The 15,240-nt window shown below is 47.1% G+C and carries 11 protein-coding genes, 7 tRNA genes and 1 pseudogene; 8 read left to right on the forward strand and 11 right to left on the reverse strand.

All coding sequences use genetic code 11. The features are described from left to right. Nucleotides 1-128: 128 nt before the first annotated feature. The gene (locus FJD32_RS17345) at nt 129-764 is read left to right on the forward strand and encodes a hypothetical protein (RefSeq protein ID WP_047540206.1); all 636 of its coding nucleotides are present in this window, start codon (nt 129-131) and stop codon (nt 762-764) included. A gap of 290 nt (nt 765-1,054) precedes the next feature. On the opposite strand, the gene FJD32_RS17350 is transcribed toward FJD32_RS17345, so the two are convergent. From FJD32_RS17350 to FJD32_RS17395, 10 genes are all read right to left on the reverse strand, one after another. Then, nucleotides 1,055-1,129, reverse strand: a tRNA-Gln gene (locus tag FJD32_RS17350). A 35-nt stretch (nt 1,130-1,164) separates the two neighbouring features. Then, a tRNA-Leu gene (locus FJD32_RS17355) sits at nt 1,165-1,249 on the reverse strand. An 81-nt stretch (nt 1,250-1,330) separates the two neighbouring features. Further along, nucleotides 1,331-1,407 (reverse strand) — tRNA-Met (locus FJD32_RS17360). 1 nt (nt 1,408) lies between these two features. Beyond that, nucleotides 1,409-1,483: transfer RNA gene (locus FJD32_RS17365), tRNA-Gln, on the reverse strand. A 22-nt stretch (nt 1,484-1,505) separates the two neighbouring features. Next, a tRNA-Gln gene (locus tag FJD32_RS17370) sits at nt 1,506-1,580 on the reverse strand. Nucleotides 1,581-1,625: 45 nt separating this feature from the next. Next, nucleotides 1,626-1,710: transfer RNA gene (locus FJD32_RS17375), tRNA-Leu, on the reverse strand. 54 nt (nt 1,711-1,764) lie between these two features. Next, nucleotides 1,765-1,841 (reverse strand) — tRNA-Met (locus FJD32_RS17380). 207 nt (nt 1,842-2,048) lie between these two features. Continuing rightward, on the reverse strand, nt 2,049-3,140 hold the full coding sequence (ychF, locus tag FJD32_RS17385) for a redox-regulated ATPase YchF (RefSeq protein WP_037431408.1): 1,092 nt from the start codon (nt 3,138-3,140) through the stop codon (nt 2,049-2,051). Between the two features lie 137 nt (nt 3,141-3,277). Then, nucleotides 3,278-3,865, reverse strand: a complete 588-nt coding sequence (gene pth, locus FJD32_RS17390; protein WP_037431406.1) for an aminoacyl-tRNA hydrolase — start codon at nt 3,863-3,865, stop codon at nt 3,278-3,280. A gap of 167 nt (nt 3,866-4,032) precedes the next feature. Beyond that, nucleotides 4,033-5,247, reverse strand: coding sequence for an FAD-dependent monooxygenase (locus FJD32_RS17395; protein ID WP_055648091.1), 1,215 nt, complete (start codon nt 5,245-5,247; stop codon nt 4,033-4,035). 501 nt (nt 5,248-5,748) lie between these two features. Here FJD32_RS17395 and miaB point away from each other — a divergent pair. The 6 genes and pseudogenes from miaB (at nt 5,749) to FJD32_RS25260 (ending at nt 11,948) form a co-directional block, all read left to right on the forward strand. Continuing rightward, nucleotides 5,749-7,173, forward strand: coding sequence for a tRNA (N6-isopentenyl adenosine(37)-C2)-methylthiotransferase MiaB (gene miaB, locus FJD32_RS17400; RefSeq protein ID WP_055648090.1), 1,425 nt, complete (start codon nt 5,749-5,751; stop codon nt 7,171-7,173). Nucleotides 7,174-7,416: 243 nt separating this feature from the next. Further along, nucleotides 7,417-8,481 (forward strand): PhoH family protein, encoded by a 1,065-nt coding sequence (locus FJD32_RS17405; RefSeq protein WP_055648089.1) that lies wholly within the window; start codon nt 7,417-7,419, stop codon nt 8,479-8,481. After that, nucleotides 8,471-8,932: an rRNA maturation RNase YbeY gene (ybeY, locus tag FJD32_RS17410; RefSeq protein ID WP_023268295.1), complete on the forward strand. Its 462-nt coding sequence runs from the start codon at nt 8,471-8,473 to the stop codon at nt 8,930-8,932. Before FJD32_RS17405 ends, ybeY begins: the two co-directional genes overlap by 11 nt. Before the next feature lie 39 nt (nt 8,933-8,971). Beyond that, nucleotides 8,972-9,847, forward strand: a complete 876-nt coding sequence (gene corC, locus FJD32_RS17415) for a CNNM family magnesium/cobalt transport protein CorC (protein ID WP_055648088.1) — start codon at nt 8,972-8,974, stop codon at nt 9,845-9,847. A 42-nt stretch (nt 9,848-9,889) separates the two neighbouring features. Further along, the gene (gene lnt / locus FJD32_RS17420) at nt 9,890-11,458 is read left to right on the forward strand and encodes an apolipoprotein N-acyltransferase (protein WP_055648087.1); all 1,569 of its coding nucleotides are present in this window, start codon (nt 9,890-9,892) and stop codon (nt 11,456-11,458) included. Further along, a pseudogene (locus FJD32_RS25260) lies at nt 11,455-11,948 on the forward strand (prepilin-type N-terminal cleavage/methylation domain-containing protein). The gene lnt and the pseudogene FJD32_RS25260 overlap by 4 nt, the downstream one beginning before the upstream one ends. Nucleotides 11,949-12,004: 56 nt before the next feature. Here the strand turns inward: FJD32_RS25260 and FJD32_RS17430 are convergent. Continuing rightward, on the reverse strand, nt 12,005-12,505 hold the full coding sequence (locus FJD32_RS17430) for a zinc ribbon-containing protein (RefSeq protein WP_023268299.1): 501 nt from the start codon (nt 12,503-12,505) through the stop codon (nt 12,005-12,007). A gap of 121 nt (nt 12,506-12,626) precedes the next feature. On the opposite strand from FJD32_RS17430, the gene leuS reads away from it, so the two are divergent. After that, nucleotides 12,627-15,206 (forward strand): leucine--tRNA ligase, encoded by a 2,580-nt coding sequence (gene leuS, locus FJD32_RS17435; RefSeq protein WP_047536928.1) that lies wholly within the window; start codon nt 12,627-12,629, stop codon nt 15,204-15,206. Nucleotides 15,207-15,240 lie beyond the last annotated feature (34 nt).

Genomic DNA, 15,240 nt, shown 5'->3' on the forward strand with positions numbered 1-15,240 from the left:
AATCACACTTAAAATTTACCCTCTTCCCCCTCTCGTTTACAGAATCACAATCGGCTACAATCCGCCGCCGGCGACTTGCTGGTACTTCCAAAGGAAATATCATCTTGGGTACAACTCTGCTCAAAAAAATGCGTTGCCTTAACATTATTTGGCTCGCATTAATGCTAAACGCCTGTGTTGCTCCACTGCTGTTAATGTCGCCTCAAGGCCAACTGATGTGGGCACTGCTAAAACCCCTCGTAGGATTAAATCCTAATGATGTCGGGCTATTCGAACAGCCTCTCATTAAAGATCGTATGAAGTCGCTACTCGGTGATAACTATGAGACCACAGTATCTCTGTTAAAAACTGCCGACAAAATTCAACAGGAAGGCCCCTTATTTTATATGGTGTCGACTTATACTCCCGTGCCTGAAATGGCCGAAAAAGCCGGATTTGTATGGAATTCAGAAACCAACCAAATGGCAGTGATGTTATTAACGGGTGGCTCGCCAAAAATTATCTCTGAGCAGTTTACCAATCAAGCAGAGAAACTCGTTCCAAGCTGGCCAAAAGAACTGGCTGACTATACGGATCCGCAAAAACTGCAGCAAAAGGCCATAGAAGCTGGCACGGAAAAACTGCAAGAACAAATCCCAGCAGCTGCGCCCCTAAAAGCGGTTGCCACAGGCGATGTAAAAGCTACACAGGAAACGGTGCTTGAAAAAGCGGTGAACGAAGTCGCAGCTCCCACAGCAGTTAAAGAAGTAAAACCCGTACAATAACCACGACTCAACGCTCGGCGAGCTTTTTAGTCGCATTTCACTTTTATCGGTGTTAGCCACAGTGTTTATTGAACACTGTGGCTTTTTATCTCTATAAACACCTGTCTAAGCCAATTAAGTGCATCTTAGCCATTAGTCATTCTCATATCGCCAAAACACTCAGCAATGCCATAACACACTAACAATGGAGAAGAAGATTGAAAAATAGCGAAGTAACCAGAGGATGAATCGACAAGCATATACAAACGACAGAAAGCAAAAAGCCCGTCAAAGGACGGGCTTTTTAATTATGGCTGGGGTACTAGGATTCGAACCTAGGTATGCCGGGATCAAAACCCGGTGCCTTACCGCTTGGCGATACCCCAATTAACTTGTTTTAACCGTAAAGGTTGCATTTTGATGGTACGGGAAGAGAGACTTGAACTCTCACACCTCGCGGCACCAGAACCTAAATCTGGCGTGTCTACCAATTTCACCATTCCCGCATCAAAATGTACCAGATTCACTCATACAAGCATCTCTGGATTTTTACCAGATAAACCAATTGATTTACGTGGATTTAAATATGGTAGCAATGGCGGGACTTGAACCTGCGACCCCAGCATTATGAGTGCTGTGCTCTAACCAGCTGAGCTACATTGCCATGGCTGGGGTACTAGGATTCGAACCTAGGTATGCCGGGATCAAAACCCGGTGCCTTACCGCTTGGCGATACCCCAAAAACTGAGAAACATGAAATGATGGCTGGGGTACTAGGATTCGAACCTAGGTATGCCGGGATCAAAACCCGGTGCCTTACCGCTTGGCGATACCCCAACTAAAACTTGTTTCATCACCCGCTAACGCAGATGTTTAAAATAATGGTACGGGAAGAGAGACTTGAACTCTCACACCTTGCGGCACCAGAACCTAAATCTGGCGTGTCTACCAATTTCACCATTCCCGCACAGTTTCAATTTTACATCCTGAAGCGATGCTAGCAAAAGCTAGTATAACGAAATGGTAGCAATGGCGGGACTTGAACCTGCGACCCCAGCATTATGAGTGCTGTGCTCTAACCAGCTGAGCTACATTGCCACTTCGTTATTGCGCGCCCCTCGTAGCGAGGAACGGGGCGTATTATGCTTATTCGAGGTATCGAGGTCAACAGCTTTTTTTCGCTATTTTCCTTGATACAAACCGTTCGGCTATTACTTCACCAAACTGAGCAACAGATGCACTAAATCAGCCTCTGTTGCCCGTATTTTGCCTAACTTTCTACAGCTTAGCCCAATAATGACTAACTTATACGTTAAACAGGAAGTGCATCACATCGCCATCTTGAACGATATAAGTCTTGCCTTCTACACGTAATTTACCCGCTTCTTTGGCGCCAGCTTCACCTTTATAGGCAATAAAGTCGTCAAATGCCACCACTTGTGCACGGATAAACCCACGTTCGAAGTCGGTATGAATAACGCCCGCCGCCTGTGGTGCAGTCGCGCCTACAGAAACGGTCCAAGCACGCACTTCTTTTACGCCCGCAGTGAAGTAAGTTTGCAGGTTCAATAACTGGTAACCCGCACGGATTACGCGATCCAACCCAGGCTCTTCTAACCCAAGGTCTGCCATAAACTCATCGCGTTCTTCAACATCCATTTCAGCCAATTCTGATTCAATTGCAGCGCACACTGAAACCACAATGGCGTTTTCTTTTTCAGCAATGGCACGCACTGCATCTAAGTGTGGGTTATTGTCAAACCCATCTTCAGCCACGTTGGCAATGTACATGGTTGGCTTTAAGGTTAAGAAATTTAAGTAAGCAACAGCTTCTAATTCTTCCTTAGAAAGATCCATCGAGCGCAGCATTTTGGCTTCATCGAGCACTGGACGCATTTTCTCAAGAACCTCAACCTCAAACTTAGCGTCTTTATCGCCACCCTTAGCACGTTTTTGCTGACGAATAACGGCGCGCTCTAAGCTATCTAAGTCGGCAAGCGCCAACTCGGTATTGATCACTTCGATGTCGCGAGCAGGATCCACTTTATTTGCAACGTGAACGATGTTGTCATCGTCAAAACAACGTACCACATGACCAATAGCATCGGTTTCACGGATGTTAGCAAGGAACTTGTTCCCTAAACCTTCACCTTTAGAAGCGCCTGCAACTAGGCCAGCGATATCCACGAACTCCATAGTGGTTGGCAGTATACGTTGAGGATTAACAATTGCCGCCAGCGCATCTAAACGAGGATCCGGCACAGGCACTACACCAGTGTTTGGCTCAATGGTACAAAACGGGAAGTTTGCCGCTTCGATGCCAGCCTTAGTTAACGCATTAAAAAGCGTTGATTTACCTACGTTAGGAAGACCAACAATGCCGCATTTAAAACCCATATTCTTACCTTTCTCTCGATGATTGGCTGGCAAGTCACACTCACCAGCAAGTTTTAGTCGCACTGCCCCTTGGCAGCACATTGATAAATCGTCTTGACGTTTGAATAGCGACCTATAACAAAGCGCCTACCCAAATATTACTCCGCTTTAAAGGAGTGTAATCGAGTCATGGCTTTCACCATGTCCTCTTTAAATAAAATTTCAGTTGAGCGAACGGCTTCGTCTACGGCAGCATTGATCAGCTCTTGCTCTTTCGCGGGAGCCTTACCCAGTACGTAACCACTGACTTTATTTTTATCGCCGGGATGACCAATCCCAATCCGTAAACGATAGAAGTTTTTATCATTGGCTAATTTGGCAATAATGTCTTTTAAACCGTTATGACCACCATGGCCGCCACCGAGTTTAAATTTAGCCACGCCCGGTGGCATATCCAGCTCATCGTGGGCCACCAGAATTTCTTCAGGTGTAATACGAAAGAAATTAGCTAAAGCACCTACGGCTTTACCACTTAAGTTCATATAGGTAGTCGGTATGAGTAAACGCACATCTTTACCGTGTAATACGGCTCTGGCTGTCAGGCCAAAATACTTGCTATCGGCGACTAAGCTCACACCACAAATACGGGCTAATTCTTCCACATACCAAGCACCCGCATTATGGCGAGTCTGGGCATATTCAGTACCCGGATTGGCAAGCCCTACGATTAATTTAATTTCGCTCATGACACTCACTAATGGCACTCAATACTGCGTTAATTGGTCGATGGCAAAGCACACAGGTCGACCATATTGAGCTAATAATGCCGCTTATACTCGTTAAAAACGCGGCATTTTAGCACTCAATGCGTAAGTCAACAAATACCGAGTAAGCAAGTGCTCACAACGAGGAACTAATTGAGCCCCATCGCATACTTAAGTACAGTTTGTTTGATGGGAGAATTGATATTGGCCAATTTTAATGCGCCATTGCGAAGTAATTTAAGCGGCAAAATATCATTACTAAAGCTAGCGTAAAACACATCCATAGTGGTCATCATCAGCTGATTATCAAGGTAACGTTTTGCTTGATATTGGCTTAATACCTCGGTTGACCACCATGGTTTATCCTCAGTTAATGCCGTCTTGATGGCTGTCAATAAAGCTCCAACATCTTTAAATCCAAGGTTAACCCCTTGACCAGCAAGCGGATTAATGGTGTGCGCTGCATCCCCTAAAATCACCACATTTGGCTTAAAATAAGCCTGAGCATGCCGGCGCGTGAGCGCAAAGCTGCCCTTGGCCTCAACCGTAAAATCACTGTCTAAACGAGATGGAAAATGCTGGCGAATTTGGTCGGCCAACTGTTTATTATTCAGTTGCATTAACTGTTTGATGCGATTGGCATCATCATACCAAACTAACGAGGCATGATTACCGGGTAAAGGTAACAAGGAACGTGGGCCGCTAGGTGTAAATTGCTGCCAAGTCACATCTTGTTGACCTTGGGCGGTTTGGATATTAATCAGCATGGCCGATTGAGCATAGTCCCAACCCGAAATCCCAATGCCCGCCCATTGGCGTACTTGAGAATTCGCACCGTCAGCGCCAACCAACAGCTTAGCCTCAAGTGAATAACCGGATTGTAAGTGCACGCTTACCGTATCAACGCCACGCGCAAAGTGGGCAACGCGCTCAGGGCAAAAGAGTTGAATATTTTCCCATTGCTGCATTTGCTCCCACAGGGCGAGCTGCACTAAACGGTTTTCAACGATATGGCCTAAATGGCTAGCGCCGATTTGTGAGCTATGGAATTGGGTAATACAGCCATCAAGCTCCCAAGTCTCTAAGCCAAGATAAGGCACATTACGCATCTTAAGTAAGCTGTCTAATGCGCCTAACTGCTCAAGTAAATGTTCAGAGGCAACGCTTATTGCCGAAACCCTCACATCTAATGCCTGCTCTGGAGAATAAGCCTCGGGCGTAAAGGACTCAACTACAGCAACGTTAAGTCCTTGCTGTGCAAGACCAATCGCCGTTGCCGCGCCCACCATGCCGCTACCGACTAAAACCACATCAAAGGATTGAGTCTCTGATGTTATCGGTGCAGATTGCTGTGTTTGGCTCATTGTTCGGCTCATCTTAATTACCACTCATATTGTTGTTTAGACTTGTCAAATGCACCTTGTCACACCATCGCCATTCGCAACAGCTGCGCTATAAATAATGCATTGGCTGCCACACCAACCATGTAAACGTTACCGTCAGTTACCGCAACAGGCTCGATTATGCCCTATATCACTACACCACGGAAATGTTGAACGTATTTCGACTCTAAATCCGTGAAGACATTGGCATTTGCTCCAGCAATAGCTTGTTGCCAATGGCAAATGCTGCACTAAGTCACCAAGAATAAATCACCTAAAACCCATCAATAGCGATAAACCTAGCTTCTTTGTGGGTATCATAATCCGATAGGATTAGCGAGTAAAAATGTGGACAACGCTGGTCAGCAGCCACAACTGCGGGTAAAATGTCGCGCTATTTTGACTGGGCGGTCTGTTGGTCTTTTTACAAGGCAACGACGGCTCGGGACTCTTTTTACAGGGCAGCGTAGGGCAACACAACTGATGAGCAAAAAACTCCATATTAAAACTTGGGGCTGTCAAATGAATGAGTACGACTCATCTAAGATGGCGGATCTTTTAGGCGAATACCAAGGTTACACCTTAACTGAAGAAGCAGAAGAAGCAGATATTCTGCTGCTGAACACTTGTTCTATCCGTGAAAAAGCACAGGAAAAAGTGTTCCATCAGTTAGGTCGTTGGAAAACACTCAAAGATAAAAATCCTGACCTGATTATTGGTGTGGGTGGCTGTGTTGCATCTCAAGAAGGTAAAGCGATTAAAGACCGAGCTCATTGTGTTGACATCATCTTTGGCCCACAGACGCTTCACCGTCTACCGGAGATGATCGAACAAGTACGCCGCGGCGATAAAGCAGTGATCGATGTGAGTTTTCCTGAGATCGAAAAATTTGACCGTCTTCCCGAACCACGCGCCGAAGGCCCAACGGCGTTTGTGTCAATTATGGAAGGTTGTAGCAAATACTGTTCATTCTGCGTGGTACCTTATACCCGTGGTGAAGAAGTCAGCCGCCCATCGGACGACATCATTCTTGAAATTGCCCAACTGGCAGAACAAGGTGTGCGCGAAGTTAACCTGCTCGGTCAAAACGTCAATGCCTACCGTGGCGCAACCCACGATGGCGGGATCTGTACCTTTGCCGAGCTATTACGCTATGTTGCCGCTATCGACGGCATCGACCGTATTCGCTTCACCACCAGTCACCCGATTGAATTTACCCAGGATATCATCGACGTTTACGAAGATACGCCTGAATTAGTGAGTTTCTTGCACTTACCCGTGCAGTCAGGTTCTGACCGCATTCTCACCGCAATGAAGCGTGGCCATATGGCGATTGAGTACAAGTCAATCATCCGCCGTCTGCGTAAAGCCCGCCCTGATATCCAAATCAGCTCCGACTTTATTATTGGTTTCCCTGGTGAAACGAAAGAAGACTTCGCCGATACCATGAAGCTGATTGAAGATGTAGGTTTTGACCACAGCTTTAGCTTTATCTACAGTGCGCGCCCAGGCACGCCAGCGGCAGATTTACCCGATGACGTTGATATGGAAGAGAAAAAGCAACGTCTGGCGATTCTACAAGACCGTATCACTCAACAGGCCATGCGTTACAGCCGCCATATGATGGGTACAGTGCAACGCATTCTGGTTGAAGGCCCCTCGGTGAAAAACCCGATGGAACTGCGCGGTCGCACCGAAAACAACCGTGTGGTGAACTTTGAAGGCTTACCAAAACACATTGGTACCTTTGTGGATGTCGAGATTGTCGACGTTTACACTAACTCGCTACGCGGTAAATTTATCCGCGGTGAAGATGAAATGGATCTGCGCCGTAACCTGCGCCCATCGGATATTCTGGCGAAGCATAAGCAAGATGATGATCTCGGTGTCACTCAATTTAAACCTTAAGGGTTTAAATCTTGGGTGAGTGTACCTATATAAAGAGGGCGACAATGTCGCCCTCTTATTTTATGGCCTTAACAACTGCTGTAATTGATGATTTTCCGTTAGCAATTATGATAGATGGCTCGTAAACTGAAATTATCTTCTGATAAGAGGCAGCGATAGCAAACTGACATCGCACTTGACTTTCACTCAGCACTTTGCTTGGTATTTGATAATTTGCTTGTTATTTGACAATAGGAGCACTGTTTGTCCAGTAAATTAACCACAATGAATTTGTATCTCGAACCAGCAGAAACCCGCCGTTTGGCTTCACTGTGCGGTCCCTTCGATGACAATATCAAACAGATTGAGCGTCGCGTTGGCGTTGAGATAGTCCGTAAGAACAACCATTTCCAAATTACCGGATTACCACGTCACTGTTTAAGTGCCAATAACTTACTTAAGCAGCTCTATATTGAAACTCAAACGGTCAAGGGCAGCACGCCGGATCTCGACCCTGAACAAGTGCATTTGGCAATTCAAGAAGCCATTGCCCTAGAGCAGGACGACAGCGGTGACGATAAAGCCTTATTTATCAAAACCCGCCGTGGCGTGATAAAACCGCGCAACCCCAACCAAAGCACCTATGTGGCCAACATTGTGCGCCATGATATTACCTTTGGTATTGGGCCTGCGGGAACGGGTAAAACCTACTTAGCGGTGGCCGCCGCGGTTGATGCACTAGAGCGTCAAGAAGTGCGCCGTATTCTGCTCACCCGCCCCGCGGTTGAAGCGGGGGAAAAACTCGGCTTCTTACCGGGCGATTTAAGCCAGAAGGTCGACCCCTATCTGCGCCCGCTCTATGATGCCTTGTTTGAAATGCTCGGCTTTGAAAAGGTCGAGCGCTTAATCGAGAAAAACGTTATCGAAGTAGCGCCTTTGGCCTACATGCGCGGCCGCACCTTAAACGATGCCTTTATTATTCTCGATGAGAGCCAAAACACCACGGTTGAGCAGATGAAAATGTTCTTAACCCGTATTGGCTTTAACTCACGCGCGGTGATCACGGGTGACATCACCCAAACCGACTTACCCAAACATGTTAAGTCAGGTCTGCGCCACGCCATTGAAGTATTAAGCCAAGTGGAAGAGATCAGCTTCAACTTCTTCGTGTCTCAAGACGTTGTGCGTCATCCTGTGGTTGCTCGCATTGTCGAAGCCTATGAGGCTTTTGATCGTAAAGAGCAGGCATTAAAGGCCGAAAAAGAGCGCCGCGACAATCAACAAGCGCACCCACAAACGCAACAGGAAGTTATAAAGCATGAGTCTTGATTTAGCCTTAGATGTGCAATACGCCACGGCGAGTGACTATCTTCCTAGTGAAGAACAATTTGCCCTCTGGGTAAAAACCGCCATTGGTAATAGCATGGAACAGGCGGAGCTGACGATCCGTATCGTCGATGCCCGTGAAAGCCAAATGCTAAACAGCACTTACAGAGGGAAAGACAAGCCCACTAATGTGTTGTCGTTTCCCTTTGAAGCACCGCCAGAAATTGAACTTCCGCTGCTTGGAGATCTTGTCATTTGTGCCGCAGTCGTTGAAAATGAAGCGCGTGAACAAGATAAAACTCTAGAAGCCCATTGGGCACACATGGTTGTACATGGTTGCCTGCATCTGCTAGGTTATGATCACATTGAAGACGAAGAAGCCGAAGAGATGGAGTCTTTAGAGACTCAACTCATTGAAAGCTTAGGTTTTACTGACCCATATAAGGAACAATAATTAACTGAGATACTCTCTATCAAGGTTAATGAGAAAACTATGAGTGACGATATCCCCCCGAGTACGAACGCCCAAAAGAAAAGCTGGTTTGACAGAGTAAGTCAGTTATTTCAGGGCGAACCTCAAAATCGCGAAGACTTAGTTGATGTAATTGATGGCGCAGAACAGCGCGAACTGATATCAGAAGACACCCGCGAAATGATTAAAGGTGTATTGGAAGTTTCCGATATGCGTGTTCGGGACATTATGATCCCACGAGCTCAAATTGTCGCGATTCAAATCGACAATACCGTTGAAGAGTTGCTCGCAACTGTTATCGGTTCAGGCCATTCTCGCTTCCCAGTGGTTAACGAAGACAAAGACCATATCGAAGGCATTTTACTGGCTAAAGATTTGATCCCTTATGGTTTCTCAAACAGTGAAGAACCCTTTTCCCTTGAGCGCGTGATCCGCCCAGCGGTTGTTGTGCCAGAGAGTAAACGCGTCGATGTGTTACTCAAAGAATTCCGCTCCCAGCGTTACCATATGGCGATTGTCGTCGATGAATACGGTGGCGTATCCGGTCTGGTAACTATTGAAGATATTCTCGAAGAAATCGTCGGTGAGATTGAAGATGAATTCGATCACGATAGCCCTGAAGACACCGAAATCCGCAAAGTCGGCAATACTGTCTATATGGTGAAGGCGCTTACGCCTATCGAAGATTTTAACGAAGAATTCAACACCCATTTCAGCGATGAAGAGTTTGATACCGTTGGTGGCTTGGTGTCCCATGCCTTTGGCCACTTGCCGGAGCGCAATGAGAGCATCATGATCGAAGGTATTGAATTTAAAGTTATCAACGCCGATACCCGACGTTTAATCCAACTCAGAGTAAAACTCCCCGATCCCAATATCGGTGAAGACGTAGAATAACCCTCTGCGTAAGAATAACTCTCCTTGTAAGAAGAATGATCCGTGCTAACTAACATTCGGGCTTTTGCCCAACAAAAGTCTCGATTGAGTGCGTTACGCCTCGTACTGGCGTTTATTTTAGGCGCCAGTACAGCGCTTTCCTTTGCCCCGTATTCCTTCTGGATCATCTATCCTATCGCCATGGCGTTAGCCCTTTGGCAGAGTGAATCCTTAAGCCCTAAAGCAAGCTTTTTCCATTGGTTAAGCTTTGGTTTTGGCTGTTTTGCCGTTGGGATCAGTTGGGTGCATGTCAGTATGGACACCTTCGGTGGCCTCCCCTTAGCCGCTTCAGTAGGGCTAATGGCGCTGTTAGCACTCTATTTAGCCCTCTATCCAGCCTTAACGGGTCTGGGTTTAGCGTGGTTGACTCGCACTAATACTCCCTCGCTATGGCGTAACCTGCTCTTCTTCCCCGCGCTTTGGGTCTTAACCGAATGGGCCAGAGGCTGGGTGATGACAGGGTTTCCCTGGATCTGGGCCGGCTATTCCCAAACTGAAGGCCCATTAAAGGAACTCGCGAGTATTATTGGCGCCTTAGGATTAAGTTTCATTATCGCCATGGTTGCGGGCGCATTGGCCTTGTGTTTTAGCAAGCGCTACAAAAGTCTGTTGATTTTACTGCCCATCATCGCAGCCGCTACTTGGGTCGCGCCTAAGCTTTCACAAATTAAGCCGACAGGCGAGTCGGTCAAGGTCGCGCTTGTGCAAGGCAATATTCCGCAAAGTATGAAATGGGAACCCGATGCACTCTGGCCAACCCTGTTGAAATACATGGATTTGTCCCGTGAACACTTTGATGCTGACATTATCGTCTGGCCAGAAGCAGCGATCCCAGCGCCAGAATCTATGGTGCAAGACTTTTTGGATAATGCCAATAAAGTGGCCAACCTTAACCACACCTCCATCATTACTGGCATTATCAGTCGTCAACATGACGATTTTTATAATTCACTGATTGTATTAGGTAACCATAATCTGAAACAGCAAGATAGCCCAGATTATGAGAGCGATGGCAGCAACCAGTTTAAAAAGCACCATCTGTTGCCGATTGGTGAGTTTGTGCCCTTTCAAGCCTTACTGCGGCCGATTGCGCCTTTCTTTAATCTGCCCATGTCCTCTTTTGCGCGTGGCGATTATCAACAACCGAACTTGAGCGCGGTAGGCCATAAAATTGCGCCGGCAATTTGTTATGAAATAGCCTTCCCTGAACAATTGCGTGACAGCGTTAATCTCGGGACGGATCTGCTGTTAACCGTCTCCAACGATGCCTGGTTTGGCACCTCAAATGGTCCATTACAACATATGGAAATTGCTCAAATGCGCGCCATTGAGTTAGGGCGTCCTCTGGTTCGCGCCACCAATAATGGTGTAACCGCCGTTGTCGATGAGCATGGCAATATCACAGCTTCTCTGCCGCAATTTGAAACGGGTGTATTGCGAGCCACCATTCCACTGGTTACAGGCCAAACTTGGTTTGCTAAAATCGGCCAAACACCACTGTTAGCCTTATGTGGAGCTCTGCTGTTACTCGGTTTTATCCGTCGTCAAAAGCAGCAACAGAATTTGAAATGATTAATCAGAAACGCACTCAAGGTTTTACCTTAATCGAACTCGTGGTCGTTATCATAGTGCTCGGGATTTTAGCGGTTATCGCCGCGCCGAAATTTATCGGCCTGAGCAAAGAGGCGCGGGAAAAAAGTCTGCTGCAACTCCATGCCAGTGTAAAAGCCGCAAATACCTTAGCCTATTCCAAGACCCAAATGCCCAGCTTACAGAGTCAAGCCGTCGCAGGCCGTGATGATATTATTGACATCGACCTCAATGGTGATGGTGTGGCAGAAACCCGCCTCAAGTGGGGTTATCTGGACAATACCGATATCGAAAAATGGATAGAGAAAGATGATAAACTCGTCATTCAATATCAAGGTATTGATATTACATATATGGCTACGACTTGGATGCTAATACCTTAGTCAACGATGACCAATGTTATTTCCGCTATACCCAAGCAGCCGATGCCAACACACCACCGCTTTACGATATCAATGTCCAAGGCTGTTGATGGCTAATAAAAAACGACGCTAAGCGTCGTTTTTTATTTCTGGCGCATCCACAAGGCTAAGGCGTTAACGCCTCACGGGTAAACTCTTCATGGTCACACTCGGGGCAATCGGGGATCACGCCCGGAAACTCAATACTCATTTCATGGCCACAGTTAGTGCACACCATCACCCCTTGGCTAACAATATCGCCACTCTGGTAATAGCCGTGGTGTTTAAAGTCTTGAGCCAGTTCATGCCATTCCACTTGGCTGCGGTCGGTGATTTCACTTAACCAATGCCAAAGGGTGTTTTCTAGGGTGATCACCGTTGGGCTGTGGCTTAAGCTGTCGGCATTTTGCTCACGCAAAAAGCTGGCAATATCACGCTTTAAGAATTGCTCCACTAAGGCGAGCTCATCTTCCCCCGCTTGTTCTTTGAGGCGTAAAAACTCCTTCCCTTGAGTGACAGACTTAAATAAATTCTTTGCAGTCAGCGAGTTATCTTCCGCAAATTGCGCTTTCACTTCGTTAATTAAGGCTTGATACAGTCCTAGTAGCGCACTACTTCTATCATTCATAACCAATACTCCTTCATAGAACCTTTTTAATGCATCGCTTCTAGTTTATTCTATGCAGATCTTATTCGCGTCGATATGGCGTTAGATCAAATAAATAGGCGGCACTGCCGGAAATAGCGTGATGCAAGAGCAATATAATCCCTCAGAAATTGAAGCCTTAGTGCAAAAGCACTGGCACGACAACAAAACCTTTGAAGTTACTGAAGATGCAAACAAAGAAAAGTTTTATTGCCTTTCGATGTTTCCGTACCCTTCAGGTCGACTCCACATGGGACACGTTCGCAACTATACCATAGGCGATGTGGTTGCCCGCTTCCAGCGTCTTCAAGGCAAAAACGTGCTACAACCTATCGGTTGGGACTCTTTCGGTTTGCCTGCAGAAAACGCCGCAATCAACAACAAAACGGCACCAGCACCATGGACTTATCAAAATATTGAGTACATGAAAAACCAGCTAAAATTGCTGGGTTTTGGCTATGACTGGAGCCGTGAAATCGCCACTTGTACCCCAGAATATTACCGCTGGGAACAATGGTTCTTCACTAAACTGTACGAAAAAGGCTTAGTTTACAAGAAAACAGCTTCTGTTAACTGGTGCCCTAATGATGAAACCGTACTGGCAAACGAGCAGGTACAAGACGGTTGCTGCTGGCGTTGTGATACCCCTGTAGAACAAAAAGAAATTCCACAGTGGTTCATTAAGATCACCGCCTACGCCGAAGAACTATTAAACGATATCGACACCTTAGACGGTTGGCCTGAGCAAGTTAAGACCATGCAGCGCAACTGGATTGGTCGCAGCGAAGGCGTGGAAATGACCTTTGGTGTAGCGGGTAGTGACAAGTCATTCGACATCTACACAACCCGCCCCGATACCCTGATGGGTGTCACCTATGTAGCGATTGCTGCGGGTCACCCATTAGCAGAATTAGCGGCGCAAACTAACCCTGAGCTGGCTGCCTTTATCGATGAGTGCAAAAACAGCACCACGTCAGAAGCCGATTTAGCCACCATGGAAAAACGTGGCGTCGCGACAGGTCTATACGCGATTCACCCCATCACTGGCAAGCAAGTACCCATTTGGGCGGCTAACTTCGTACTAATGAACTATGGCACCGGCGCTGTGATGTCAGTTCCAGGCCACGACCAACGCGATTACGAATTTGCGAAAAAGTACAATCTGCCAATCGAAGCGGTTATCAAACCTGTTGACGGGGAGTTAGACATCAGCGAAGCGGCTTACACCGAAAAAGGCGTGCTGTTTAACTCTGGCGAGTTCGACGGTTTAGACTTTGACGGCGCCTTCAATGCCATCGCCGACAAATTAGTGGCTGAAGGTAAAGGCAAACGCCAAGTAAACTACCGTCTGCGTGACTGGGGTGTATCACGTCAACGTTACTGGGGCGCACCAATTCCTATGGTGACCTTAGCCGACGGCACTGTTATCCCAACACCTGAAGATCAACTGCCGGTGATCCTGCCAGAAGATGTGGTGATGGACGGGATCCAAAGCCCAATCAAGGCCGATAAAGAATGGGCGAAAACCCAAGTTAACGGCCAAGACGCGCTGCGCGAGACTGATACCTTTGATACCTTTATGGAATCTTCATGGTATTACGCCCGTTATTGCAGCCCAAAGGCTGATCAAATGTTAGATCCAACCAAGGCTAACTACTGGTTGCCAGTGGATCAGTACATTGGTGGTATCGAACACGCCTGTATGCACTTGTTATATTTCCGCTTCTTCCACAAGTTGCTGCGTGACGCGGGCCTAGTAAACACTAACGAGCCAGCAAAACAACTGCTGACCCAAGGCATGGTTCTGGCCGATGCCTACTACTACACCAACGATAAAGGTGCCCGTGTATGGGTGTCTCCGCTGGATGTAGTCACTACCGAAAAAGACGACAAGGGCCGAGTGACTAAAGCTATCGATAAAGACGGCAACGAACTGGTTTACACCGGTATGTGCAAAATGTCTAAGTCGAAAAACAACGGTATCGACCCACAGGTAATGGTCGAAAAATACGGTGCCGACACTGTGCGTCTGTTTATGATGTTCGCCTCACCACCAGAATTAACGCTGGAATGGCAAGAGTCTGGCGTTGAAGGCGCGCACCGCTTTATCAAACGTCTGTGGAAACTGGCCAGCGAATATGTGGCGCAGGATAACAGCGAAGCACTAGACGTCAGCAAATTAACAAGCGAGCAAAAAGCACTGCGCCGTGAAGTGCACAAGACTATCGCGAAGGTGACCGATGATATCGGCCGTCGTCAGATGTTCAATACTGCGGTTGCCGCCGTAATGGAACTGATGAACCATCTGCAAAAAGCGCCACAAACCACAGGTCAAGACCGAGCTATTATCGGCGAAGCCTTAACTGCGGTAGTGCGTTTACTGTACCCCATCATCCCGCACGTGAGCTTCACCCTGTGGAATGAGCTGGGAAACACCAACAGTATCGAAGACAGCCAATGGCCAGTTGTGGATGAATCTGCTCTGGTAGAAGACAGCAAGCTCATCGTGGTACAAGTGAACGGTAAAGTGCGCGCTAAGATCACAGTCGCAGCCGATGCTGACCAAGCATCAGTTGAAGCGCTGGGTATGGCGGACGAGCAAGTCATCAAGTACTTAGATGGTGTTACGGTTCGTAAAGTTATCTATGTACCCGGTAAACTGCTCAGCATCGTTGCCAACTAACATCGTTGCTGTGATAAACGGATGCTGTCCACAA

The organism is Shewanella sp. LC6, assembly GCF_006385735.2.
In the GTDB taxonomy this organism is placed as follows: Bacteria; Pseudomonadota; Gammaproteobacteria; order Enterobacterales; family Shewanellaceae; genus Shewanella; species Shewanella xiamenensis.

Coding starts and splice junctions, on each gene's coding strand:
- FJD32_RS17345 (WP_047540206.1), top strand. CDS start 129: ATGCGTTGCCTTAACATTATTTGGCTCGCATTAATGCTAAACGCCTGT.
- ychF (WP_037431408.1), bottom strand. CDS start 3,140: ATGGGTTTTAAATGCGGCATTGTTGGTCTTCCTAACGTAGGTAAATCA.
- pth (WP_037431406.1), bottom strand. CDS start 3,865: ATGAGCGAAATTAAATTAATCGTAGGGCTTGCCAATCCGGGTACTGAA.
- FJD32_RS17395 (WP_055648091.1), bottom strand. CDS start 5,247: ATGAGCCAAACACAGCAATCTGCACCGATAACATCAGAGACTCAATCC.
- miaB (WP_055648090.1), top strand. CDS start 5,749: ATGAGCAAAAAACTCCATATTAAAACTTGGGGCTGTCAAATGAATGAG.
- ybeY (WP_023268295.1), top strand. CDS start 8,471: ATGAGTCTTGATTTAGCCTTAGATGTGCAATACGCCACGGCGAGTGAC.
- corC (WP_055648088.1), top strand. CDS start 8,972: ATGAGTGACGATATCCCCCCGAGTACGAACGCCCAAAAGAAAAGCTGG.
- FJD32_RS17430 (WP_023268299.1), bottom strand. CDS start 12,505: ATGAATGATAGAAGTAGTGCGCTACTAGGACTGTATCAAGCCTTAATT.
- leuS (WP_047536928.1), top strand. CDS start 12,627: ATGCAAGAGCAATATAATCCCTCAGAAATTGAAGCCTTAGTGCAAAAG.